Origin of the sequence: Sphaerisporangium aureirubrum, assembly GCF_042658925.1 — a bacterium.
Taxonomy (GTDB): domain Bacteria; phylum Actinomycetota; class Actinomycetes; order Streptosporangiales; family Streptosporangiaceae; genus Sphaerisporangium; species Sphaerisporangium aureirubrum.
Map to the genome: position 1 here is coordinate 15359 of NZ_JBHSRF010000083.1, position 25020 is coordinate 40378.

Below are 25020 nucleotides of genomic sequence, written 5' to 3' on the forward strand. Positions count from 1 at the left end.
GACGCCAGGAAAAGCGCCGCACACGAGCCGGGGAACTTTACCGGAAACGAAAAGGAATCAATTCCTCAACGCGTGCGGCGCCGGCCGGTCCATGAAGGCCCGGTGCCACAGTTCGAGCTGGAGCAACGCCCAGATGCGGTCGCCGTGGTCGTGCCCGGCGTCGTGCGCCCGCAGCAGCCGCGTCACCGCGGCCGGGCGGAACAACCCCCGGGAGCGCGCGGTGTGGTCGGTGAGCACGTCGTGGGACAGCTCGCGCAGCCCGGTGCGCAGCCACCGCGCCATCGGCACGCCGAAGCCCGATTTGCGCCGGTCGATCACCTCGGCGGGCAGCCACGGGACGAGCGCGTGCTTGAGCAGGTACTTGGTGGTGCCCGAGCGGATCTTCAGTTCCAGCGGCAGCCCGGCCGCCCACTCCAGCAGGTGGTGGTCCAGGAACGGCGACCGCGCCTCCAGGGAGTTGCCCATGGTGGCGATGTCCACCTTGACCAGCAGGTCGCCGGGCAGGTACGTGGCGATGTCCACGTCGATGAGGCGGCCCACGTCCGTGGCGGCCCTGGAGGCGGCGAACGCGTCGTCGAGCAGCGTGTAGCTGTCCACCCCGGCGACCCGCTCCAGCAGCGCGTCGGTGTACAGCGCCAGCTTCTGCGCGGGGCCGAAGCACGACATCAGCCTGGCGTACCGCCGGGACGGGGGCAGGCCGAGCAGCTCGACCACCCGGCCGGCGTCGCGCAGCCACGAGCGGGCCGGGGCGCGGGTGAGCATCGCGGCGCCGATCCGCCGCAGAGACGGCCGGGCCGCGCCGGGGACGGGGATGCCGCGCAGCCGCGCCATCAACGCGTACCTGCGGTAGCCGCCGAGGCATTCGTCCCCGCCGTCGCCGTTCAGCGCCACGGTCACGTGCTCGCGGCTCAGCCGGGCGACGCAGAAGCTCGGGATGGCCGAGGAGTCGGCGAACGGCTCGTCGTAGTGCCAGGTCAGCTCGGGCAGCAGCGCGGCGGCCGGCTGGTTCACCACCAGCTCGTGATGGTCGGTGCCGTACCGCTCGGCGACCATGCGCGCGTAGCGCCGCTCGTCGAAGGCCAGCTCGTCGAAGCCGATGGTGAAGGTCTTGACCGGGCCGGACGCGTGCCGCGCCATGGCGGCGACGACGGCCGAGGAGTCCAGGCCGCCGGACAGGAACGCGCCGAGCGGCCGTTCGCTCACCATGCGGACCCGGGTGGCGTCCAGCAACAGCTCCCGCAGCCGCTCCGCCTCCTCGGTCACCGTGCCCGCCGGGCGCGGCGCGCTGTCCAGGCGCCAGTAGCGGCGCACCTCGGTCACACCCTGCCGCCACACCAGCAGGTGTCCGGGCGGCAGCTTGCGCACGCCCTGGTAGATGGACCACGGCGCGGGGACGTACTGGTAGGTCAGGTAGTGGTGGAGCGCCACCGGGTCCAGCTCGCGTGGCACGGCGGGGTCGCGCAGCAGCGCCTTCAGCTCCGAGCCGAACCACAGGGACGTACCGTCGGACCGCCAGTACAGCGGCTTCTTGCCCACCCGGTCCCTGGCGAGCAGCAGCCGCCCGCGGCGGGCGTCCCACAGCGCGAAGGCGAACATGCCGCGCAGCCGGTGCACCAGCTCGTCGCCGTACTCCTCGTAGGCGTGCACCAGGCACTCGCTGTCGCCCGTGCTGGTGAACCTGTGCCCGAGGCCGGTGAGCTCTCTGTGCAGTTCCCGGAAGTTGTACAGCTCGCCGTTGTACACCGCCACGACGGTTCGGTCCTCGTTGTACACCGGCTGCGCCCCGCCCGCGACGTCGACCACCGCGAGCCGCCGCATGCCGAGGCCGGCGTGCGCGTCGTCGTGGTAGCCGTCGGAGTCGGGGCCGCGGTGCACCAGCGCCTCGCACATGGAGCGCACCAGAGCGGGATCGGGCCGTCCGGTGGACACCAGCCCGGCTATGCCGCACACGGCCGCCTCCCGTCCGGGGACGGGTCGGGGGCCGTCACGTGCGCAGGGCCCCGGTGATCTTCCGGTTGTCGAACAGGAAGCACGGGCGCCGCTCCCTGGCCCGGCAGAAGTCGATGAACGCGCGGCTGACGTCGGCGTCGTCGCTGGCGAACAGCCCGTCGGGCAGCATCAGCGGCCAGGTGTTCTCGTACTCCACCATCTGGCCGAGGTAGCGGTGGTCGCTGTCGTGGAAGAAGAAGTCGACGCCGCCGAGCTCGCGCAGCGCCGCGATGAACGCCGCCTCGGGCTCCGCGCGGTCGACGATGGTCCTGCGCCACCGGTCGTGGTCGCCGATCAAGCCGCCCGCTCTGGGGTCGATGTCGAAGCTGTGCAGGGTGCCCTGGCCGTTGCGCTCCAGCGCGCTGAGGAAGAAGAAGGAGGAGCGGCCGTCGGCGATGCCGGTCTCCACGACGACCTGCGGCGTGAGCAGCCGGGTGGCCGCGTAGACGAAGAACCCGGTCTCGGCCTCCACGCCGAAGCGCGCCGGGAAGGCCAGGTCGGTCGCCTCGTACCGCTCGGCGAGCCGCCGGGCGACGTCCTCGTACTCGCAGGTCAGCGGCTCGATCTCGGCGGCGGCCCAGCCGAGCCGCGTCAGGAACACCTGCGCCGAACCGGCGAGCGGGCCGCCGCAGGAGACGAAGTCGTGCAGGGCCGGTGCGGTGTTGCGCCGCACCCAGCCGGGGGCGAACCGGGTCGCGAGCCAGCTTCCCGTCACTTCGGCTACGGGCCTGATGCCGCTGTGCCTGGCCCACCGGCGGGCCGTGGCGACTCTTCCCATGGGCTGCCCCTTCGTCGTGAACGCTGCTGATGATCGACACGCGGCGATCACCGCCGACAGTAGCCGCGCCCGGTGCGGCGTCCCGGCGACACCGGGACGGCTGGCGAATCCGTGGCGGGGGCTTTGCCGCAGGTGGACGTCATCGTGAAGAACAGGACGGCGACCAGGGACACGCCGTACAGGTGCATCTCGGTGAGCGACATGGCGAGGACGGCGGTGAGGAAGAGGTAGGGCACCGTGCCGGGCACGGCCGCGCGGCCGAGCAGGGCCACGTACACGAGGAACAGGGCGACACCCACCAGGCCGGTGCACGCGCCGAGGTAGACCCAGAGGTTGTAGATCGAGGTGGTGTCCACGCCGATGAGGCCGGTCTCCTTGGCCCCGGACGAGAACGCCCAGCCGTGGCCGGTGAGGGGCCGTTCCATGAACTCCTCCCAGCCGATCAGCATGCTGCGCTCGCGCAGGCTCCCCGACGCCCTGCTGAGGTGGAACAGGGCGGTGACCGCGGGCAGCAGCGGCATGGCGGCGAGCGCCACGAGCGGGGGTGCCAGCAGGGGGACGTACCAGCGGCGGGGCAGCAGCGCGACCAGCGCGACGACGCCGGTGGCGAACCACACCGCCCGGGTGAAGGTCATCGCGATGCCGAACAGCAGCAGCACCGACAGCAGGGCTTTGACGCCGCCCGGCATCCGCGCCACGCCGACCACGATCAGCGCGGCGAGGAACAGGGTCCCGGCGTGCGAGGGGTCGTCGATGACGAATCCGCGCAGCCGTTCCGGCACCTGCGGCAGGTACAGCAGGATCTCGGTCAGCGACAGGCCGATGACGGCGGCCCGCAGCCAGGCGTCGCCCCGCGCGCGGTAGGTCATCGCGACGCCGACGGCCGCGTACACCGCGATCCGGGACAGCGCCGTCATCAGGCCGAAGCCGTTGACGGTGACGAACACCGCCCACAGCAGGAACAGCACCAGGGCCGCGCGCGAGGCGGTGAGCCGCACGGCGAACAGGCGCGGGCTGAGCGCGAGCCTGCCGAGGTAGACCAGCGCCACGATGTCGCTCGGCGACAGCACGCCGAGGGTGGGGCTGCCGTCCCGCACGGTCACGATCACGATGGCGGGCAGCACGTCGACGGGCAGCAGCAACAGCACCGCGCCGCCCAGAAGGTTCCTGGTCGTGGTGTCGCCGAGCTCGCCGAACAGCCACGCCAGGACGGCGAGCAGAAGGCCGCCCACGCACCGCAGCGCCGTCGCCGCCTCGGGCCGCCGGACCGGTCCCCGCGGCCGGGTCCCGGGGCGGCGCGACGGCACCGGCGGGGTGCCGCGGACGGGGAGCCCGGTGGTCTCGGGGGCGCTCACGAGAGCCCCACCAGGGGGCGCAGCAATGCGAACCACCCCGCCGCGACCAGGCCCGCCACCGTGAGGGATCCCAGGGCGTAGGCCAGTGTCACGGCGGGCGGGCCGCCCGCCAGGTGGAGGGCGAACAGCAGCGCGGCGGCCACGAGGACGCCGTCCACGGCGACCGCGAGCAGCCGCACCCCCGGCCGGCCCACGGCCAGCGGCAGGACCTTGGCCCACACCACCGTGCCGCGCAGGCACCCGGCGGCGAGCAGGACGAGCGTCGCGGCGGTCAGCGTCACGTAGGCGGGGCCGTACACGAGCGCGAGCGCGGGGCGGGTCAGCGGGAGCGCGAGCCCGGCCGCCGCCGCGCCGAGCACGGCCAGCGGCAGGCTCGCCCGCAGCACGTCCCGCCGTACGGCGGCGGTGTCGCCGCGCACGGCGGCGGCGACCAGCCGCGGGTACAGCTGCGCCGTCACCGTGCTCACGGTGCTGAGGAACAGGCGCCCGGGGGCCGCGGCGATCTTCAGGTATGTCACGAGTGCGGGACCTCCGAGCAGGCCTGCCAGGGTCAGGATGCCGTTGTCGGACGCGAGCGAGAGACTGGTGGCCGCCGACGTCGTCACCGCGAACCGGCGCAGCCCCGCGGGGACGCGCTGCGGTTCGCGCGGCGCCGGGCCGAGTGCCGCGGTGACGGCGCGCCGGGCCAGCACGGCCAGCCACACGGTCGCGACGGCCGCGACCGACACCTGGGCCGCGAGGTAGGCGACCGGCCCGCCGAGCACCAGCGCGGTCAACGTGGCGGCGCAGCCGACCACGGCCAGGCCGATCCGCAGCCGCCCGAGCATCTCCAGCCGCCCGGCGATGGCGAACCCGGCGGCCGAGGTGCCCCGGGACGAGGTAGCCCCCTGGTACGCGAGGGCGAGCAGCAGCAGCGCCGCGGGGACGGGTGGCGACAGGCCGGTCCGGCCCGCGGCGGTGGCCAGCGTGATCCCCGCCGCGGCGCCCGCCAGCCCGATCACGGCGTCCACCCGCAGCAGGCGGGCGAACAGCCACGTCCCGGCCCCGGCGGCGCCCGCGTCCTGGACCGGCACGAACCGCTGCGCCGTGTCGCCGAGCCGGGCGTCCCACAGCAACGCCCACACCGCGGCCATCGACTGCGCCAGCAGCACCTCTCCCGCCGCCGTGGCACCGGTCAGGCGCACCAGGACCGCGGTGGCCGCCAGCGACAACCCGGCCTCCACCTGGCCCGCGGCCCCGAGCACGGCGAAGTCGCGCATCTGCCGCCTGGCCGTCGGCCGGACCCAGGCGCCGATACGGGTGTACAGATCGGTCACGCCCGGCCCCCCGGGGCCGGGCGCGGGCCGGAGCGGGCGGGCCACGGAGCCCGGCGCGGGTGACGGAGAGCCCTCATCCAGCGGTCGCCCCGAGCGTCCCGGGGGCCGGCTCGTCGTCCGGTTCCCGGCTCAGCAGCCATTTCCACTGCAGCCGCATGCCGTCGGCCAGCGAGATCACCGGCTGGTAGCCGAGCAGGTCGCGGGCCTTGGCCAGGTCGGCGAGGGTGGCCTCCACGTCGCCGGGCTGCCTCGCCTCCCGCCGGACGGGGAAGTCGCGCCCGGTGATCTCGGCGGCGCGGTCGAGCACCTCCAGCATCGAGACGTTGGAGCCGCCGCCGACGTTGACCACCTCGTCCCTGGCGGGGGCGGTCGCGGCGGCCAGCGTGGCGGCGACCACGTCGCCGACGTAGGTGAAGTCGCGGCGCTGCAACCCGTCGCCGTACAGGTGCAGCGGGCGGCCGGTGCGGGCGGCGCGCAGCACGCGGCCGATCGCCATGTCCGGGCGCTGCCGCGGGCCGTACACGGTGAAGTAGCGCAGCGCCACGACGCTGGTGGGGGTGTCCACCCGGCGGGCGTGGGCCAGCGCGAGCCGCTCGGCCGCGAGCTTGGTGACGCCGTACGGCGACAGCGGGGTCGGCAGGTCGCCCTCCCTGGACGGCCGCCCGGCGGCGCCGCCGTACACGCTGGAGGAGGAGGCCAGCACCATGCGCGGCACCCGGGCGGCGGCGCAGGCGTCGAGCAGCCGCTGCGTCACCAGGACGTTGCAGGTGAGGTAGTCGGCGAACGACTCGCCCCAGGAGGAGCGCACGCCGGGGAGGCCCGCCAGGTGGTACACGACCGAGGCGTCGGCCAGGTACGGCGCCAGGTCCAGGCCGGCCAGGTCGGCCTCCACGAGCCGGAACTCCGGGTGCGTGGCCAGCGAGGCGACGTTGCGGGCCGCCACGGGGTCGCGGGCGACCGGGCGCCGGTCGATGCCGACCACCCGGACCCCGCGGCCCAGCAGCGACTCCGCGAGGTGGGAGCCGATGAACCCCGCCACCCCCGTCACCACGGCCTGCGTCGAACCGATCACTGCTTCCCCCGATCAGCGGTTACGCGATACATGTCAGGACCCCGCGCGGGCGGCTCAGGCGTGCCGCGGCGCGCCGGCGAGCTCTCGGTAGAGCCGTTCGAACCATTCGGCGGTGCCTCGCAGGTCCACCGCGGGCGCCCCCGTCAGCACCCCGGAGCGCAGCGCGCGGTGCGTCTCCGGCTCCATCGCCCGCAGCATCCCCGCGGCGAGCGCGCTCGCCGAGCCGGGCTCGGTGAGCACGCCGTTGCGCCCGCAGACGACGAGCTCCGGCACGCCGCCCACCCGGGTGGACACCACGGGCACACCGGCCGCGAGCGCCTCCATCACCACGACGGGCAGCCCTTCGTAGTGCGAGCCGAGCACCAGCAGGTCGGCCGCGGCGACCAGCCGCCTGGCGTCGCTCACCGGGCCGAGCACGCGGATCCGGTCCGCGAGGCCCCGGCGGCGCACCAGGTGGGCGATCCGCTCCCGCAGCGGGCCGCCCCCGGCGAGCAGGAACACCGCGTCCGGGCGCTCGGCGAGCACCTCGGCCGCGGCCTGGACGAGCATCATGTGGTTCTTCTGCGGCCGGAAATTGGCCACGCAGACCAGCAGGAACGCGTCGTCCGGCACGCCGAACTCCCGCCGCGTGGCCGCCGCCCGCCCCGCCCACCGGCGCTGCTCGGCGACGTCCACACCGTGCACCCGGGTCAGCAGGCCAGGCGCGTGCCGCACGGCGGGCGAGCGGGCGACCTGCGAGGACACCGCGACGGTCCGGTCGTCCAGCCGCCGGGTGAGGCGGTCCATCAGCAGGACCAGCGAGCTGAGCATCCGGTCGGCCAGGCCGGGCAACGGGCTGTAGGCGTAGTGGACGGTGGACACGAGGTACGGGCGGCGGCGCGGCGCCAGCCGGAGCAACGGCCGCAGCACGATGGCGGGTGCCGGGGAGTGCACGTTCAGCACGTGCGGCGCGAGCCCGCGCACCGCGGCCACCAGCCGGGCGTACCCGAGGGCCCGGGTGCCCGCCGACAGGTCGACCACGGTCACCCCGGCCGCGCGCAGCCGATCGATGAGCTCGCCGGTGGAGGCCCGCAGGCACACCACCGTGTACCGCGTCCCGTCCCGCGGCGCCCTGCTCAGCCTCTCGACCAGCAGCACCTCCACGCCCCCGACGTTGAGCGTCTTCACCACCTCGCACACGTGCAGCTCACCCGGCGCGCTCGCCGTGCTCGGCGGGCTCTCCGCGCTCGCCGGGGTCGCCGGGCTCATCGCGCGGCCTCGCGGGGACGGCCCGTGCGCAGGGCGCGGTCGTAGGACTGTTCCATGCGGCCGGCCACGGCGGCCCAGTCCAGGGTCGCGGCCGCGGCGCGGCCGTGCTCGGCCATCTCGCGACGGGCGCGCGGGTCGTCCAGCACGGCGCCGAGGACCGTGACGAGGTCGACGAGGGAGCCGCTGCGGAAGACGCGGTAGGCCGCGCCGCCGGTCACCACCGGGTCGAGGGAGGCGTCGGACGACACCACGACGGGGGTGCCGAGGGCGAGCGCCTCCAGGGCCGCGGTGGGCACCCCCTCGCCCTTGCCGGGCAGGCGGCGGGAGGCCAGCACGAACGCCTCGGCGCGCCGCACCAGCGGGTAGACCTGCTCGCGGGACAGCCTCCCGGCCAGCTCCACCCCGGTCCCGGGCCCGGCGAGCCGCCGCAGCCGGTCCAGGTCGGGGCCGTCGCCCACGACGACCAGCCGCACCCTCGGCCGGGTGCGGCGCAGCTCGCGCACCGCCTCGGCGACCAGGGCGTGGTTCTTCATGGGCTCCAGGGAGCCGACGCTCACCACCAGGCCGGGTTCGCGGGCGGTGTACGGCGCGAGGCGCGCGATGGCGTCCAGGTCCAGGCCGCTGGAGGCCACCTGGATGCGGTCGGGGTCGGCGCCCGCCCACATCAGGTCGCCCGCCGTGGCCGTGCCGAGCGCGATGTAGGAGCCGACGTGCCGCAGCGCGGCGCGGGTGAAGCGGGGATGCCTGCGCGACAGCGCGGCGTGCACGGTGAGCACCAGCGGGACGCCGAGCCGCCGGCACGCCGGGCCGAGCACGGACGCCTCGACGTGGTCGCCGTGCAGGTGGAGCAGGTCGGGCCGGGGGTGACGGCGCAGCGTGCCCGCCACCTCGGCGGCGAACGCCAGCACGTCCGACTTCCGCGCCAGCACCGGCGACAGCATGGTCGGCCGCAGCGGCAGCACCTCGGCGCCGTCCGGGACCGCGAGGCCGCGGCGGAACGCCAGGGTGACGTGGTGCCCACGCCTGACCTGCTGCCTGGTGAGGCACTCGACGTGCCGTTCCTTCCCTCCGGGCTCCGGCGGCACCCGGTAGCTGACACGCAGGATCCTCATCGCCCGGACGTCCCCCGATGGCTCGCCGCGACGGCCCTGATGAAGTCCGCGTAGCGGTCCAGGCTCGTCGCGTGGTCGTGGTCGCGTGCGACCAGTTCCCGCCCGTAGCCGCCCATCAGGGCCGCTCCGGCGGGGTCGCGCAGTATTCTCGCTATCGCCGCGGCGAAGCCGCGCACGTCGCCCGGCGGCACCAGCCGCCCGGCCCTCGGGGGGACGATCTCGCGGTGGGCGGCGATGTCGCTGCACACGACCGGCAGCCCGCAGGCCATGCCCTCCAGCACGGCCCGGGGCCGGCCCTCCGACCAGGACGGGTGGACCAGACAGCGTGCCGAGGCGAGCAGGCCGGGCACCAGCGCATGCGGTACCCACCCGCGCAGCTCGACCAGGTCGCGCACGCCGAGCGCGGCGGCCTCGGCCTCCAGCCGGGCCCGCCACCGCCCGTCGCCGACGACCAGCAGGCGGGCGCCCGGCACCTCGGCGACGACACCCGGCCAGGCGCGCAGCACGGTGATGTGGTTCTTGACGTCCTCCAGGCCGCCGACCATGACGGCGTGGGGCCCGCCGGACCCCCGGCCCGCGGCGTCCGGGTGGAACAGGCGGGTGTCGACGCGGCTGCCGATCACCGCGACCGGGCACGCGGCCCGGGACGCGACGGCGGCGCGCAGGCTCTCGCTCACCACGCGCACGCCCGAGGCGCGGCGCACGCCGAGGTGTGTGGCCGCGGCGATGGCGAGCCTCTTGAGCGGGCCGCCGTACTCGGGGCCCGGCCGGACGATCTCGCCCTGGACGTGGAAGATGTGCGGCCGCGTGCGCCGGGCGCGTGAGCTCTCGACGACCATCGCGGCCAGCGGGTTGCTCGACATGAGCACCTGCCACGTGCCGCCGGCGACGTCGTCGAGGGCCCGCCTGGCGGCCACGAGGTAGTTCAGGCGCCCGCCGGCCTGTACCCGGTGGACGTGCACCGGGTGCATGTCCAGCCGCCCTTCCTCGGCGGGCCCGCGCGGCACCACGAAGTCGTACCGGCCGCCGAGGCGGTCGGCCAGGCCGCGCGCCACGGTGAGGTTGGAGTCGCCGTCGGGCAGCGGGTTGGACCCGACGACCAGCACGGAGACACCGGGCCCCACCGGCTCGGTGCCCGCGGTCACAGCAGTCCCTGGAGCATCGCGGCGACCCTGGCGGGCGAGAACTGCTCACCGGCCCTGGCCCGCAGGCGGTCGCCGAGCGCGGCCCGCTCGGCCGCCGGGAGCGCGATCACGGCCTCCAGGTGGCGCAGCAGCGCGGCGGTGTCGCCCACCCGGGAGATGTAGGGATGGTCGGGGCCGATCACGTCGCCCGAGCCGCCGGCGTCGGTGCACACCACGGGCAGGGCGGCGGCCATCGCCTCGACGATCACCCGGGGGAAGCCCTCCTCCAGGCTCGGCATGAGCAGGCAGTCCGCCGCCGCGTACATGCGGGGCAGCTCGTGGTTGGGCAGCGCGCCGACCACCAGCATCCGGCCGCGCAGCTCGGGGGCGCGGGCGGCCTGCTCCACGTCCGGCCGGTCCGGGCCGTCGCCGACCACCACCAGGCGCACCGGGACGTCGACCCGGGCGACCAGCCGCCGGAACACCGGTCCGAGCAGCCGGGCGCCCTTGCGGTAGGACAGCCGGTGCACGAAGAGGATCACGAACTCGTCCTCGGCCCATCCGAGGTCGGCCCGCGCCTTGCGCCGGTGGTCGGCGGGCAGCGGGGCGAAGCGGGTGGCGTCCACGTCGTTGTAGAGCAGGGCCATCTTGCCCGGCGGCACCCGCCAGCGCCGGGACATGTAGCCGACCATGGACTCGGGGCCGGTGACGAAGCGGTGCACGAAGCGCAGCAGCGTCCAGTTGACCAGGTCGTTCAGCACCCGCGCGGGCGTGCGGCCCACCTCGGGCGGCGCGACGTCGCTGATGCCGCTGCGCCACAGCAGGATGCGGTGCCGGTAGAGCGGCCGGGTGACGATCAGGACGGCGAGGAACAGGCGGGAGTAGCGCAGGAAGTAGGTGTCGTGGCCCGCCGCGGCGCAGCGCCGCACGGCGCTCAGGGTGCCGAGCACCCGCGTGATCCGGCCGGTCCCCCCCACGCGGACCAGCAGCCGCACGCCGTCCAGCCGCTCGGGCGGGGCGCCCCGCTCGACGACGGCGGCCACCTCGACCCGCTTGCCGAGCTCGGCGAGCAGCGCGGGGATGTGCGCGAAGTGCTCGCTCTCGTGCTCGGACAGATGAGGTATCACGTAGACCAGCCTCGGCCGTGACTCCACCGCCATCGTCATGCCGGGACTCCCCTCCTGCCGCGGGCAAAGTAACAGTGTGCAACGACTGGACACGTTCGGTGATGATATGAAGATCGCCGCGTGTCGGGAGGCGGCACGCGGCGTCGTCCGCGGGTCAGGGGCGGCGGGCCACCCAGACGCAGCACCGGCCCCACTTGCGCAGGACGGGCAGGTAATCCATGATCGCGAGGGGTTTCACCGCCCAGCGCGGCACCTGCCACCCCGCGAACTTGATCATGGTGTCCACGGTGTCGTAGAGCCTGACCCGCACCACGTCGAAACCGAGCCGCCCGAGCAGCGCCGTCATCCCCTCGGGACTGAACGCGAACTGGTAGAAATCCCCCGCACCTCGCCCGTCCCCGGGGAACAGCTCCGGCCGGGCCCGCATCCACCGGTTGAAGCACGGCGTCACGACGACGGCCACCCCGCCCGGCCGCAACACCCGGAACGTCTCCAGCAGGATCTCGCTCGGGCCCTCCTCGAAGTGCTCGCACACCCCCGGCGAGTAGACCGCGTCGAAGGTCCGGTCGGGGAACTCCAGCTTGCGCACGTCGCCGACGTGCCAAGGGATCTCGGGGAAGCGGCGGCGCAACTCGGTGACGGTCTCCGCCGACCAGTCCAGGCCCTCGGCCCGGTAGCCCCGGGCGTGCGCCGCGACGGTGAAGTGCCCGCGCCCCGCGCCGGCCTCCAGCACCCGGGCGCCGGGCGGCACGAACCTGCCGAAGGTGGACCGGAGATGATGCGGCAGGTGTCCTTCCAGCGCGCGCTCGTAGCGCCACTCCCCCGCGCGCCACAGCTCCGTCCAGTACACGACGTCGGCGGCACGCGAGTAGTACTTCAGCCGCCGCCCGGTCTCCTCGTCGTCATCGAGCACGATGACGTGACCACTCATCCCGTCCCCCACATCGGTTCCCCCGCGCCAGGGCGTTCCCCCGGCGGTCGTCACCGAGTGAAGAGCACCGCGACGATCTCGTCCACGTTCAGGGATGGGTCGGCGATTCCAGGTCAAAGCCGGGTCATGCGCCGGGAACCGGCATGCGGCGGGTAATAGCCGTACCTGACCAGACCGCCCGCCGTGATGGCCGCCACCAGCCACTTGGCCCGGCGCGGCAGCCGCGCCCGCCACTCCACGTCCGTCACCAGCGGCTCCGATCCGATCCTCGACCGCATCGGGTTGCCCGCGATGCAGTGGCAGCGCGCCAGGTCGACCCGGTCGTCGCGCAGGAACGCGAGCTGCTCCGGGCCGGCCTCGCGCCCGAGGAACCCGAGCATCCGGTCCAGCTGCGCCCGCGGCTCGGCCACGAAGTCCTCGTACCTCAGCAACAGGGACGGCATGCCGAGCCGGCCGAGGACGTCCAGCGACAGGTTGAACCCCGACCACTCCAGCGCGCTGCGGGCCGGGGACTGCCGGGGCATGAGGTCGTGACGGTAGTCGGGATTGGGCAGCCTTTTGGTCAGGGAGTAGCAGACGCCGTAGCTGGACCGGACCAGATGGATCATCTTGACCTGGATCCCCGGCACCCGCCAGGCCGTGTACGCCGAGCCGGGCAGCTTGGAGGAGTCGACCACGACGTCGCAGCCGCTCACCGCCCGCACCCCGTGGTACAGCCGCCCCATGACGGCGGTGTAGCGCTCCAGCCGCCGCTGGAAGGACGGCACCAGGCGCGGCGCCGCGAGCAGCGGCAGGTGGCGGATCCGCACCACCCCGCGGTGCAGGGTCAGCATCTCGCCGGCGTCCACGCGGTCCCAGCCGCCGAACGCCTCATTCCCGACCCGGGTCCAGAAGTCGCACTCGCCGAACCGCACGCCGCACCCGCACAGCTCGTCGCGGCGCACGCCGTGGTCCCACACGTGGAACAGCTCCCCCACGGCGCAGAAGCCGGGGACCGCGCCGAGGACACGGGAGATCAGTGTGCTCCCGCTGCGCCCGGTCCCTCCGATGAACGCCACGTCCACCGTGTCGTCGCCCGCCATGGCCCCCCTGTCCGCGTCCTCGTCATCGTGTGCGCTCGGGGGGCGTTCGCCACGTCTGCGATCATGCGTACAGCACGTTATACGACCGGACGCGCGCTACGGGTGGCCCAGGGCAAGGCCGCCACCGCACCGGCTCTGGGCGGCACACCCCTTCCTCATCAGGGGGTAGGCAGTAGGGAAACATTTCGCCGCCGGGGCGGGACGCCTCTGAGGAAGGGTTAGGGTCTCGGGCTAGCTTCTCCGACGTGGAACACCCCGTCGCCCAGGAGTTCGTATGAACGCGAACCGCCGCATCCGCGTCATGGAGATCATCGCGCGGATGAACGTCGGCGGCCCGGCCACGCAGGTCATGGGACTGTACCGCGGGCTGGACCGCGACGCGTTCGACCACCGGCTGTACACCGGGAGTGTCGGCGAGGGCGAGAGCGACCGGCTACGGGACGCGGACGTCCCGGTGCGCCACGTGCCCGGCCTGCACCGCGCGGTCAGCGCGGGCGGCGACCTGCGCGCCCTGGCGTTCCTGGTCCAGGAGATGCGGGACTTCCGCCCGGACGTCGTGCACACCCGGACCAGCAAGGCGGGCGTGCTCGGCCGCCTGGCGTCCGCCGTGTCCGGCGTCGGCGCCGCGCGTGCCCATGTCTACCACGGCCACCTGCTGCACGGGTACTTCTCCCCGGCCGCGCGGGCGGCGTACGCCGGGACCGAGCGGCTGCTGGCGCTGATGACGCGGCGGCTGGTCACCGTCGGGGCCAAGGTGCGCGACGACCTGCTGGCCGCCGGGATCGGGAGACCGGAACAGTACCTCGTCATCCCCCCCGGCGTCGCCCCCGAGCCCGCGCCGCCGCGCGACGTGGCCCGCGCGGCCCTCGGCCTGCCCCCCGATGCGCCGGTTGTGGCGTTCGTGGGGCGGCTCACCCAGATCAAGCGGCCCGACCGGCTCGCGGCCACCGCGGAGATCGTGCTGCGGCGCTTCCCCGGCTGCCGGTTCGTGGTCTGCGGCGGCGGCGAGCTGCGCGAGGAGCTGGAACGCCGGGTGCGGGACGCGCGCGGCTCGTTCGCCTTCCTCGGCTGGCGCGACGACGTGGAGACGGTGTACGCCGCCGCCGACGTCGTGCTGCTGACCTCCGACAACGAAGGCACCCCGCTGTCGCTCGTGGAGGCCGGCATGGCCGGCACCCCGGTGGTCGCCACCGACGTGGGAAGCGTCGCCGAGGTGGTCAGGGACGGGGAGACCGGGCTGCTGGCCCGGCCGGACGCCGCCGAGCTGGCCGAGCGGACGGAACGGCTGCTGGCCGACCCCGCCCTGGCCCGCCGCATGGGCGCCGCGGCCAAGGAGTGGACGACCTCGGCCTTCGGGGTGCGGCGCCTGGTCGCCGACACCGAGGCCCTGTACCGGTCGCTGCGGGACCCGCCCGCCGGCGGCGCCCCGGCGGGCGGTGCGGCCCGATGAGGGTCCTCGTGACCGGCGGCGCCGGGTTCATCGGCGCCAACCTGTGCAGGGCCCTCGCGGCCCTGCCGGGGATCGAGCACGTCACCGCGCTGGACGACCTGAGCACCGGGTCCGCGGACAACCTGGACGGCGTCCCGGTGGACCTGGTGGAGGGCAGCATCCTCGACCGCGACCTGGTCGGGCGCCTGGTCTCGCGCGCCGGCGCCGTGGTCCACCTGGCGGCCCGGCCCTCGGTGCCCCGCTCGGTGCGCGACCCCATCGCCTCCCACACGGTCAACGCGACCGGGACGCTCAACGTCCTGGAGGCGTGCCGGTCGGCCCGGACCCGCCCGCACGTGATCTGCGCCTCGTCGTCCTCGGTGTACGGCGACTGCGCCGTGCCGTACAAGAGCGAGGACCTTCCGGTCCGGCCGCTCAGCCCCTACGGCGCCAGCAAGCTCGCCATGGAGGCGTACGCGCTGGCGTACGCCAGCAGCTACGGGCTGCCCGTGCTGACCTTCCGCTTCTTCAACGTGTACGGCCCGCTGCAGGCGGCCGGGCACGCCTACGCGGCCGTCGTCCCGGTGTTCCTCACCAGGGCCGCGGCCGGCGAGACGCTGCCGATCCACGGCGACGGCCGCCAGGCCAGGGACTTCACCTACGTCGGCTCGGTCGCGCGGGTGCTGTGCGACGCGGTGACCCGGCGGGTCACCTGCCCCGGGCCGGTCAACCTGGCGTTCGGCACGCGGGTGTCGTTGCTGGAGCTGGCCGACCTGCTCGGCCGGGTCCTCGGCCGCCCGGTGCGCGCCGAGTTCCTGCCGCCGCGCGTCGGCGACATCCGCGAGTCGCGGGCCTCTCCACGGCTGCTGCTCGGCCTGTTCCCCGGCGTGCGGCCGGTCGTCCTGGAGGAGGGACTGCGCGCCACGGCGGAATGGTTCGCCACGGCCCCGCTCGGCGCCCCTGGCTGACCCCCGCGGGCCCCCGAGGGCCGCACACCGTCCGCACACAGCCATGCCCAATCTGCGAGGAGAGATCCGTGACCCATGAAGCCGGGCGCCGATATCTGATCACGGGAGGGAGCGGGTTCATCGGGTCCCATCTGACCGACGCCCTGCTCGCCCGCGGCGACTCCGTGGTGATACTGGACAACCTTTCGACCGGCCGCACCGCCAACCTCGACCACGTCGCGGACCATCCCCGGCTGCGGTTCGTGCAGGGATCGGTCCTGGACGAGCTGATGGTGGACGAGCTGGTCCACCAGTGCGACGTGGTGGTGCACCTGGCCGCCGCGGTGGGCGTCAAGCTGATCGTGCAACAGCCGCTCCGCTCGCTCACCACCAACATCCGCGGCTCGGAGATCGTCATCGAGGCCGCGCACCGCTACCGCCGCAAGATCCTCATCACCAGCACCAGCGAGATCTACGGCAAGAACTCCGGCGGGCCGCTGTCGGAGACCTCCGACCGGATCCTCGGCAGCCCCGCGGTGGTGCGGTGGGCGTACAGCACCGCCAAGGCCGTCGACGAGATCCTCGCCAACGCCTACCACAAGGAACGCGGCCTGCCGACCATCGTCGTGCGGCTGTTCAACACGGTGGGCCCGCGGCAGAGCCCGGCGTACGGGATGGTGATCCCGCGCCTGGTCCGGCAGGCCGTGGCCGGCGTGCCTCTCACGGTCTTCGGCGACGGCGACCAGACGCGGTGCTTCGCGCACGTCAGCGACGTCATCGGCGCGCTGCTCCTGCTGCTGGACCACGACGGCGCGGTGGGCGGCACGTTCAACGTGGGCGTCGGCCGCGAGGTGAGCATCCTGGAGCTCGCCAAGCTGATCATCGACGTGAGCGGCTCCACCTCGGGCATCGAGCTCATCCCGTACGCCGAGGCGTACGAGGAGGGGTTCGAGGACATGGCCCGCCGGGTGCCCGACACCACCAAGCTGCGCGCGCTGACCGGCTGGCGGCCACGGCGCACGCTGGACGACATCCTGGCCGAGACGATCGCCGAGGCCCGCTCCGACCTGATGGCGGCGCGGCGATGAACGGCCCTGCCGTCCTGGCCGCCGGGGCGGCGGGCTGGCTGATGACCGCGATCGCCACCCGGGGGCTGGGACTGCTCGCGCTGCGCCTCGACCTGGTCGACCGGCCGACGGGCTACAAGTCCCACGCCCGCCCGACGCCCTACCTGGGCGGCGTCGCGATCGCGCTCGGCACGCTCCTCCCGGCCGTCGCGCTGTCCGGCGCGCTGTCCGGCGAGCCGCCCTTCCCGGGCGACCGGCGGATCGCGGCCATCGTCGTGGCGGCCATGGCGGTGGGCCTGCTCGGCCTGGTCGACGACATCAGGTCCCTGTCACCGCTCAGCCGTCTCGCCGTCGAGACCCCGGCGGCGACCGCGGTCGTGCTGTGCGGCGTCTGCGTGCCGCTGACCGGCGGCTGGCTGGACGGGCCGCTGACGGTGGCGTGGATCGTCGTCATCACCAACTCCTTCAACCTGCTCGACAACATGGACGGCGCCCTGGCGTCGGTCGCCGTGGTCACCGCCGGGCTGCTCTCGGTGACGGCGTTCCTGTCGGGCCATCCGGCCGCCGGACTGCTGCTCACCACGCTGGCCTGCGCGTGCCTCGGGTTCCTGCCGCACAACTGGGCACCGGCGAAGATCTTCATGGGCGACGCCGGGTCGCTGTTCGTCGGGTTCACGCTGGCCTGCTGCGCCGTCCTGCTCATCCCCGGCGACGGCCCCGCCCTGACGGCGGCCGGGCTGCTGCTGCCGGCGTTCGTCGCCACCGTCGACACCGGGGTCGTCGTCGTGGCACGCCGCCGGGCCGGGCGGCCGGTGCTGAGCGGCGGACGCGACCACCTGTCGCACCGGCTGCGGCGGCTCGGCCTGAGCACGCGCGCGACCGCCCTGACGCTGGCCGCGTGCGCGGCCCTCACCGGGGTGATCGGCCTGCTGGTGACGCTGCGCGTCATCTCCCCGATCGCCGCGGCGATCATCGTGGCGATCACGGCGTCGGCCGTCGCCGGCCTCATCCAGAAAATGCACGTCCATCCGCAGGGCCGGCCCGCCGGCCCCGCGAGAATCCACGAAAGGCGGCCGTGATCCGGTGGACCTTCTCTACTACGTCAGACTCGCGCGGAAGAACTGGAAGATCTTCCCGATCATGCTGGTGCTCGCGGTGGGCGCCTCGCTCGCCGTGACGGCCTCCACGCCACCCACCTACGCGGCCACCGTCTCCATGCTGGTGTCCGCGCACGACAAGGAGGCGAGCCCCACGACCGCGTACCAGGCGGTGCTGCTGTCCCAGCAGCGGGTGAAGTCGTACGCCAGCCTGCTGACCAGCCACCGGGTGCTCCGGCTCATCACCCGGGACGACGACGAGCTGCGGCGCCTGGAGTCGAGCGTCAGCGCCGAGTCGGTGCCCGACACGGTGATCCTGCGCGCCACCGTCGCCGACCGGGACCCGGTGCGGGCGGCGCGGCTGGCCAACGCCCTGGCCGCCAAGTTCACCTCGCTGATCGCCGAGATCGAGCGGCCCGCCGAGGGAGGCCCGGCGACCGTCAAGGTCACCGTCGTGGACCAGGCGCCGGTGCCGGAATCCCCCGTGACGCCGCGGCCGATGCTGAACACCGCGGTCGCCATCCTGATCGCCCTGCTGCTGACCGGCATCTGGCTGGTGGCGCGCGACCTGCTGGACACGACGGTCAAGACCACGGAGACACTGCAGGAACTGGCCGGGTGCCCCGCGCTCGGCGTCATCGGGTACGAGAAGAACGCCAGGCGCCAGCCACTGATCCTGCAGTACGGCAGCCGGTCCTCACGCGCCGAGGCGTTCCGCGTGCTGCGCACCAATCTGCAGTTCATCGACGTGGACCGCAAGCCGAAGTCCCTGGTCGTCACCAGCTGCCTGCCCGAGGAGGGCAAGACGTCGGTCGCCGCCAACCTGGCCATCGCGTTCAAGCAGGCCAAGTGGCGGGTCATCCTGGTGGACGCCGACCTGCGCCGCCCCCGGGTGGCCTCCTACCTCGGCATCGAGGGCGCGGCCGGGCTCACCGACGTGCTCATCGGGGACGCGGAGCTCGCGGACGTCACCCAGACCTGGAGCGAGCACCGCCTCGCGGTGCTGCCGAGCGGGCAGATCCCGGTCAACCCCAGCGAACTGCTCGCCTCGCAGGCGATGCGGGCGCTGGTCAAGCGGCTCACCGGGCAGTACGACCTGGTGATCATCGACACCTCGCCGCTGCTGCCGGTCACCGACGCCGCCGCGCTGGCGGCGTGCTGCGACGACGTGTTGTTCGTCACGCGGTTCGGCAAGACCCGCAGGGAGAACATCGTGCGGGCCGGCGAGCTGCTGGCGTCGGTCAACGCGCACATCGTCGGCACGGTGCTGAACTTCGTGCCGCCGAAGTCCGCGAAGGTCTACGGGTACGGCGACGACACCGGGTACGAGGCGGACGTCAAGAGCCAGCGGGCACCACTGGTGGGTGTCTGACCGGCGCGGTCAGCACCTCGATGGGGGCCGCCAGCGCGTCCTGGACGCGCCGGGCGGTGGCCCGGTAGGCGCGGGCCGAGCGCCCGTAGGGGTCGCGGAGGTCGGGCTGGTCCACGTGGACCAGCCCGCGCAGCTCGTGCGCCGCACCGGTGAGTCCCCGCGCGCGGCACACCGCGTCGCCGTACCCGTCCAGCGCGCCGCGCGGCACGGCCGTCACCAGCGCACCGAACTCCACGATGGTGAACGTGCGGCTCGCGGCCCGCGGAACCCTGGACACCACCCATGCCCGGTGGGCGCGCTCGGCCGTCAGCACCAGATCGGCCTCGACGATCATTTCCGCGTCGAGCCGCCGCGCCGCGAAACCGGTGGTGACGGCCCCGGCCCTGCCGAGCACGCGCAGCGCCTCACCGGCCATCGGGGTCCCCGGCTCGGCGTGGATGCCCGCGCTCGCGGCCACGACCGCCGCCCCCGGCGTCATCGCGGCGAGCAGCAGCCGCTCGGCCATCGGCGACCTGCAGATGTTGCCGGTGCACACGAACAGCACCCGGAACCTCAGATCCTCGGCGGTCTCCGGACAACCCCTCATGTCGGCAAGGGTAGAACGCACGATCACCGCGTACGGCCGGCGACGCGCACTCTTTGTGATACCTGTCCAGGTACGTATCGACGCCGTGCTCAGCGCCCGCAGCCCGCGCGGTCGTCGGCGACGCGGGTGTGCTGGGGACGGGCCAGCGGCTGGACCGGCACGCGGGGCGCGGCGCCGGCGGCGGGCTCGGCGAAGTCGAACTCCAGGGTCCTGGACTGCCGCGGGCGGAACTCCAGCACGATCGAGTACACCGGGTGCGAGCGCTCGGTCTCGCGCAGGACCGCGGCACGCGCGCCGTCCATCCGCACCGCCTTCAGCCGCGCGCCGACCCCGGCGTACAACGACACCCACAGGCGGTGCCCCGCACGGCCCGTCTCCTGTTCGGACGGGCCGCCGGTGACGTAGGAGGGCAACCGGTCCCCCGGCACGTCGTTGGTCAGGCGGACGCGCACGGTCGAGTCGCGCCACCCGTCCCGGCAGGGGCCGAGCTCGTAGTCGAGCGAACGATCCAGGTAGTAGTCCAGCTTGTTGCCGCCCGAGTTGTTGACCACCAGCGCGGCGAACGGGCCGGGGTCGCGCGGCAGCACGCCGCCGAGCGGGGTGGCCGCCAGGCGGCGCTGCTCCTCGCTCCTGCGGCTCCAGATCTGGACGCGCCGCTCCTCGACCATGGGCTTGGCCACCGGCAGCAGCCGGGCGGGATCGAAGAAGGTCTTCGGCAGGGCCGCGCGGACCGCCTCGGCGATGCCGAGCAGGAAGCGCTTGCGGGCCACGGGATCGGGATAGCGCTCGTACGCGGTGCGCTCGGTGAGCTCGACGACGCTCTCGGCGCCGACCTTCTCGCCGCCGGGCAGCTTCACCGGGCCGATCAGTCCGAGCAGGTACGACAGCGCGACCGGGTCGATCGCGACGGCGCCGTCCAGCCGCCTGCCGGTCTGGCGCTCCCACATCGCGGTCCAGGTCGCGGCGGCGTAGGGGAAGTGCGGGGAGAGGTTGGAGACCGACAGCAGCCGCACCGCGCCGAGGCCGTACCTGGCGCGGAACTCGGGCCCGTGGTCGGCGACCGGGGCGTCCGTGCCGACCAGGCCGTTGTTCGCGCTGAGGCGTTCGATGCTCATCTTGCCGCGACCGGCCTTGAGGATGCCGAACGCGCCGACCAGCCCGCCGGTGCCGCGCGCCTCGGCGTTGGTCTGGAAGCCGAGGAAGTAACGGCGGGTGCCGTCCAGGCCGAGCATCGGCGGCAGCAGGGCCGCCGCGGTGGCCGCGCCGCCCACCAGGCCGCGCAGCCGCCCGACCTCGGCCAGCGCCGTGGCCCTGGCCTGGTCCAGCCGCCCCGATCCGGTGCGCGCCGGGGTCGCGGCCAACAGCGCGTGCGCCCGGCCGAGCCGGATGACGGCCTGGTCCAGGACCGGTGAGGTGGCGCGGATGTCGGCGAGCATGCGCTCGGTGCCCGCCGCGGAACCCGGTTCCGCGGCGGTGAGCGGCGTCCCGGCCCGCAGCACGGCGGTCATCACGTCGGTGGCCTCCGCGGTGGCCGCGGCCAGCCCCCGTACGGTGGCCGCGCCGTCCCCCACCACCGGGAGGTGGGTGAGCAGGGCCCAGTCCCAGCCGCCGGTGAGGCGACGCGCCTCGGCCGCGTGGCGGCGGGCGTCGTCCAGCGCCACCGAGGCCCGGCCGGCGTCCCGCGCGCTGATCACGGCGCGCAGATGCACCAGCGACGTGCGGGCCGCCTCCAGGTGATCGCGCGCGCCCAGCCCGAGACGGACCGGCCAGCCCGCCCCCGCCACAACAGCTACGGCGAGGACGAGCAGGCCGGCCCGTACGGTCCGGCGGCGACGCCGGCTCCGTGGCACGACCGCGGGACGCTAGCGGGCTTCCGCCGACCGGCGACGGCGGATCGAGATGGCGGCACCGGCAGCGCCAGCCACCAGCAGGACGCCGCCCACCCCGGCCAGGGCCGCGACGGGAGCTCCGGTGAACGGCAGCGCGTTCGCCTTGCCCATGTGGGACTCCTCGGGACGGCCTTCGCCGTGCCCGCGGCCCTCGTGGCCGCCCCGGTCGTCGTCCTCGGCGTAGGCGCCGGAGTCATCGTCACCGTGGCCGCCGCCGCCGTAGAAGTCGTGGTAGCCGTCGCCGTGGTGGTGGCCGTGGCCGTCGTCGGACTCCTCCTGGACGAGGAACCTGTCGGCCTTGATGACCTGGTCGTCGTCGTTCGCGTGGTGCCCGCCGCCGCGCTCGGACCGCACGTCCTTGTCGAGCACCGGCCGGATCTCTTCGTGCTCCTCGACGGTCGGCGTCGGCGTGGCCGTCGGGACCTTCTTCCCGTGACGGGTCATGATGTTGCTCGGCGCCGAGACGTTGCCCGCGGCGTCCCTGGCCTTGACGTGGTATGAGATCGTGATCTCGGCCCCGCGGCGGTCGGTCCAGGTCAGCGTCCCCGCCGGGACCACCGCGATCAGCTGGAACGGCGACGTGGCCGCGTAGATCTCGTAGGCCACCACACCCGGACCCGGCGGGTAGGCGGGCAGGTCCGTGGCCGCCCCCCAGGTCAGCGTGATCAAGTCCGGGGGCGACTCGGTGAGGGTGAGGTTGGTGGGCGCGGTGGGCGGCTGCGTGTCGGGCTGCGCGTGCCATGCCGGGGCATGCGCCGCCTGCGGCAGGGGCCCGGCTCCGGCGTACGCCGCCGCCGCGCACGTGGTCATGGCCCCCGCGACGGTCACGGTCAGCAGAACAGGTACCGCGTAATATTTGCCAGCCATTCAGTACTCCCCGATGGGCGACGATCCGAGCCGTTGAGAACCTCGCCCGGAAATCGAAGTCGACGCAACCTTTTGTAGTCGCCGAGCAGGGAGGACAGCCGTCACAGCGCACGGCCTTTGCTGAAAGATCGCTTGCTTTCGCCCGAACTGGAACGAAGAGAAGCCCCCGCCGCGGGAGGGGTACGCGGCGGGGGCTTCTCGGTGGGGAAGGTGCGTTCGCGGCTGTGCCGCCCCTCGCGAGGCGGCGCGGGATCAGCGCGCCACGTTCGCGGGGTGGCCGATGGACAGACCGGAGTCGGTGTCGAAGAAGTGGAAGTTGTGGGTGTCCACGACCAGCTCGATGTTCTGGCCGGGACGCACGTGGCTGCGGGCGTTGACGCGGGCGGTCCACAGCGACTTGTCGCCCACCAGCGGCAGCGCGGCCTCCTCGTCCTCGGTGTCGGCCGCCGCCACGGTGTCGCGGTGCTCGACCGGCGGGGCGTCGATGAGGAACAGGACGTTGATCTCGCTGCCCAGCTCCTCGGTGACCTCCGAGCGGGCCGGGATGCGGGCCCAGCCGGCGGAGTGGCCGTTGGCCGACGAGGCGTCCTCGAAGTCCGAGGGCCGGATGCCGAGGATGACCTTCTTGCCGAAGTACTGGTCCAGGCCGGGCTTCTCGGTGAACGTCGACTCCGGCACCGGCAGGTTGTAGTCGGCGAAGGCCACGGCCGCGCCGGCGTCGGAGCGGACCAGCTCCGCGTTGACGAGGTTCATGGACGGCGAGCCCATGAAGCCGGCGACGAAGAGGTTCACCGGGGCCTCGAAGAGGTTCTGCGGCGTGTCGACCTGCTGCAGGATGCCGTCGCGCAGCACGCAGACCCGGTCACCGAGCGTCATGGCCTCGACCTGGTCGTGCGTGACGTAGACGGTGGTGACACCGAGACGCTCGTGCATCTGGTTCAGCGAGGCGCGCATCGACACACGCAGCTTGGCGTCGAGGTTGGACAGCGGCTCGTCCATCAGGAACGCCTGCGGCTCACGGACGATCGCGCGGCCCATGGCGACACGCTGGCGCTGGCCACCGGACAGGGCGGCGGGCTTGCGCTTGAGGTACTGGTCGAGGCCCAGCATCTTGGCGGCTTCCTGTACCCGCTTGGCGATTTCCGCCTTGGGCATCTTGCGAAGCTTGAGGCCGAACGCGAGGTTCTCCTCCACCGTCATGTGGGGGTACAGCGCGTAGTTCTGGAAGACCATCGCGATGTCGCGGTCCTTCGGCGGCAGGTGGTTGACCACGCGCTCCCCGATGGAGATCTCGCCGCCGCTGATGTCCTCCAGGCCGGCGATCATGCGCAACGCGGTCGACTTGCCGCAGCCGGAGGGGCCGACCAGGACCATGAACTCGCCGTCCTGGATATCCAGGTTCAGGCCGTTCACGGCTTTCACGCCGCCCGCATAGATCTTGTCAACGTTGCGGAGAACGATAGATGCCATGACAGTCCTTCGTGCGTCCGGTTCGACGCCGGATATGGATACGTTTTCATGAATCTCACCGGAACCGGACATCCCTGTCAAGCCCCTGCCAAATAGTGGCTCCTCACACTGGTCAGACGACCCTCCCACGCTGGCCCCGCGATGGAAAACATGATGGAATCGTTTCCATGACTCCCATGGGGCAGCGGCGAACGACGATCAAGGATGTGGCCGAGGCGGCGGAAGTCGGCCTCGCCACCGCCTCCCGGGTGCTGTCCGGCACCGGGTCCGCCAGCGCCGCCACCCGGGAACGCGTACTGGCCGCCGCCGCGCGGCTGGACTACCGGCCGAGCGCCCTCGGACGCAATCTGCGCCGCCGCCGCACCGGCGGCATCGGGCTGCTGCTGCCCGACATCACCGACGCCTTCTACAGCCGTCTCGCCGACGGCGTGCTCGCGTGCGCCCAGTCGGCGGGCGAGCCCGTGATGATCGGGACCACCGGGGACGACCCCGAGCGCGAGACCGAGCTGATCGGCTCGCTGATCGAGCAGAGCGTGGACCGGGTGATCGCGGTCCCGTGCGGTGACGGCGAGATGTGGGGCCCCGCGTTCCGCGCCGGCCTCGGCGTCGTCTTCGCCGAACGGCGCGTCCAGGGCCGGGACGACGTGCCCACCGTGGTCACCGACGACCGCTCGGGGGTGCGGGTCGCCGTCGAGTACCTCATCGGGCTCGGCCACCGCCGCATCGCCTTCCTCGCCCGGCACGGCCAGTCCCAGCGCGTCCGCGCCTACCGCGAGGCCCTGGCCTCCCTCGGCATGTCGGTCGACGAGGAACTCATCGCCCGGGCCCACTCCACCCGCGACTCCGCCTACGCCACCGCCTCCGGCCTGTTCCAGCACCGCCCCGACCTCACCGCCGTCCTCGCCGGCGGCAACATGCTCGGCGAGGTGGCCCTCCTGGCCGCCCGCGAACTGGACCTCCGCGTCCCTCGCGACCTCTCCTTGATCATGTTCGACGACGTCCCCTGGGCCGAACTGTGCTCCCCCCCACTGACCGTGATCTCCCAGCCCGCCCAAGACATGGGCTACCGCGCCGCCGAACTGGTCCTCCGAGAAACCCGCCGCTCCCGCACCGTAACCCTCCCCACAGAACTAATAGTCCGAGGCAGCTGCGCCCCCCGCCG

At 73.7% G+C, this 25020-nt stretch carries 21 protein-coding genes; 6 read left to right on the forward strand and 15 right to left on the reverse strand.

The window, feature by feature from the left end:
* Positions 1-57 precede the first annotated feature (57 nt).
* From asnB to ACFP1K_RS34535, 11 genes are all read right to left on the reverse strand, one after another.
* A complete protein-coding gene (gene asnB, locus ACFP1K_RS34485; RefSeq protein WP_380761387.1) occupies positions 58-1950 on the reverse strand; it encodes an asparagine synthase (glutamine-hydrolyzing) in 1893 nt (630 codons plus the stop codon).
* A 34-nt stretch (positions 1951-1984) separates the two neighbouring features.
* A complete protein-coding gene (locus tag ACFP1K_RS34490) occupies positions 1985-2767 on the reverse strand; it encodes a class I SAM-dependent methyltransferase (RefSeq protein WP_380761389.1) in 783 nt (260 codons plus the stop codon).
* A 47-nt stretch (positions 2768-2814) separates the two neighbouring features.
* Positions 2815-4122: an O-antigen ligase family protein gene (locus ACFP1K_RS34495; RefSeq protein WP_380761391.1), complete on the reverse strand. Its 1308-nt coding sequence runs from the start codon at positions 4120-4122 to the stop codon at positions 2815-2817.
* Positions 4119-5438, reverse strand: a complete 1320-nt coding sequence (locus ACFP1K_RS34500) for a hypothetical protein (protein WP_380761393.1) — start codon at positions 5436-5438, stop codon at positions 4119-4121. Before ACFP1K_RS34500 ends, ACFP1K_RS34495 begins: the two co-directional genes overlap by 4 nt.
* Before the next feature lie 73 nt (positions 5439-5511).
* The gene (locus tag ACFP1K_RS34505) at positions 5512-6510 is read right to left on the reverse strand and encodes an NAD-dependent epimerase/dehydratase family protein (protein ID WP_380761395.1); all 999 of its coding nucleotides are present in this window, start codon (positions 6508-6510) and stop codon (positions 5512-5514) included.
* A gap of 54 nt (positions 6511-6564) precedes the next feature.
* Positions 6565-7758, reverse strand: coding sequence for a glycosyltransferase (locus ACFP1K_RS34510; RefSeq protein WP_380761397.1), 1194 nt, complete (start codon positions 7756-7758; stop codon positions 6565-6567).
* Positions 7755-8870, reverse strand: coding sequence for a glycosyltransferase family 4 protein (locus ACFP1K_RS34515; protein WP_380761399.1), 1116 nt, complete (start codon positions 8868-8870; stop codon positions 7755-7757). The genes ACFP1K_RS34510 and ACFP1K_RS34515 overlap by 4 nt, the downstream gene beginning before the upstream one ends.
* A complete protein-coding gene (locus ACFP1K_RS34520) occupies positions 8867-10015 on the reverse strand; it encodes a glycosyltransferase family 4 protein (RefSeq protein ID WP_380761401.1) in 1149 nt (382 codons plus the stop codon). The genes ACFP1K_RS34515 and ACFP1K_RS34520 overlap by 4 nt, the downstream gene beginning before the upstream one ends.
* Positions 10012-11160, reverse strand: a complete 1149-nt coding sequence (locus ACFP1K_RS34525) for a glycosyltransferase family 4 protein (RefSeq protein WP_380761403.1) — start codon at positions 11158-11160, stop codon at positions 10012-10014. Before ACFP1K_RS34525 ends, ACFP1K_RS34520 begins: the two co-directional genes overlap by 4 nt.
* A gap of 115 nt (positions 11161-11275) precedes the next feature.
* Positions 11276-12052 carry a class I SAM-dependent methyltransferase gene (locus ACFP1K_RS34530; protein WP_380761405.1) on the reverse strand — a complete coding sequence of 259 codons (777 nt, stop codon included), beginning with the start codon at positions 12050-12052 and terminating at the stop codon, positions 11276-11278.
* 113 nt (positions 12053-12165) lie between these two features.
* Positions 12166-13134 (reverse strand): sulfotransferase, encoded by a 969-nt coding sequence (locus ACFP1K_RS34535; RefSeq protein ID WP_380761407.1) that lies wholly within the window; start codon positions 13132-13134, stop codon positions 12166-12168.
* 274 nt (positions 13135-13408) lie between these two features.
* Here ACFP1K_RS34535 and ACFP1K_RS34540 point away from each other — a divergent pair, with 274 nt between their 5' ends.
* From ACFP1K_RS34540 to ACFP1K_RS34560, 5 genes are all read left to right on the forward strand, one after another.
* Positions 13409-14584 (forward strand): glycosyltransferase, encoded by a 1176-nt coding sequence (locus ACFP1K_RS34540; protein ID WP_380761409.1) that lies wholly within the window; start codon positions 13409-13411, stop codon positions 14582-14584.
* Positions 14581-15531 (forward strand): NAD-dependent epimerase/dehydratase family protein, encoded by a 951-nt coding sequence (locus ACFP1K_RS34545; RefSeq protein ID WP_380761411.1) that lies wholly within the window; start codon positions 14581-14583, stop codon positions 15529-15531. The genes ACFP1K_RS34540 and ACFP1K_RS34545 overlap by 4 nt, the downstream gene beginning before the upstream one ends.
* A gap of 68 nt (positions 15532-15599) precedes the next feature.
* Positions 15600-16598, forward strand: a complete 999-nt coding sequence (locus ACFP1K_RS34550; protein ID WP_380761413.1) for an NAD-dependent epimerase/dehydratase family protein — start codon at positions 15600-15602, stop codon at positions 16596-16598.
* Positions 16595-17656, forward strand: a complete 1062-nt coding sequence (locus ACFP1K_RS34555; protein ID WP_380761415.1) for an MraY family glycosyltransferase — start codon at positions 16595-16597, stop codon at positions 17654-17656. Before ACFP1K_RS34550 ends, ACFP1K_RS34555 begins: the two co-directional genes overlap by 4 nt.
* A 4-nt stretch (positions 17657-17660) precedes the next feature.
* On the forward strand, positions 17661-19046 hold the full coding sequence (locus ACFP1K_RS34560) for a polysaccharide biosynthesis tyrosine autokinase (protein WP_380761417.1): 1386 nt from the start codon (positions 17661-17663) through the stop codon (positions 19044-19046).
* Here ACFP1K_RS34560 and ACFP1K_RS34565 read toward each other — a convergent pair.
* The 4 genes from ACFP1K_RS34565 to ACFP1K_RS34580 all read right to left on the reverse strand — a co-directional run bounded on the left by ACFP1K_RS34565 (position 19012) and on the right by ACFP1K_RS34580 (position 23858).
* Positions 19012-19632 carry an arsenate reductase/protein-tyrosine-phosphatase family protein gene (locus ACFP1K_RS34565; protein WP_380761419.1) on the reverse strand — a complete coding sequence of 207 codons (621 nt, stop codon included), beginning with the start codon at positions 19630-19632 and terminating at the stop codon, positions 19012-19014. The two genes, ACFP1K_RS34560 and ACFP1K_RS34565, sit on opposite strands and share 35 nt — an antisense overlap.
* Before the next feature lie 89 nt (positions 19633-19721).
* Entirely contained in the window at positions 19722-21482 is a 1761-nt protein-coding gene (locus tag ACFP1K_RS34570; protein ID WP_380761421.1) for a DUF4012 domain-containing protein, read from the reverse strand.
* A gap of 12 nt (positions 21483-21494) precedes the next feature.
* Positions 21495-22388, reverse strand: a complete 894-nt coding sequence (locus ACFP1K_RS34575; RefSeq protein WP_380761423.1) for a hypothetical protein — start codon at positions 22386-22388, stop codon at positions 21495-21497.
* 252 nt (positions 22389-22640) lie between these two features.
* Entirely contained in the window at positions 22641-23858 is a 1218-nt protein-coding gene (locus tag ACFP1K_RS34580) for an ABC transporter ATP-binding protein (protein WP_380761425.1), read from the reverse strand.
* A 176-nt stretch (positions 23859-24034) separates the two neighbouring features.
* Here ACFP1K_RS34580 and ACFP1K_RS34585 point away from each other — a divergent pair.
* Positions 24035-25020 (forward strand): LacI family DNA-binding transcriptional regulator (locus ACFP1K_RS34585; RefSeq protein ID WP_380761427.1); only part of this gene is annotated, 986 nt, incomplete at its 3' end.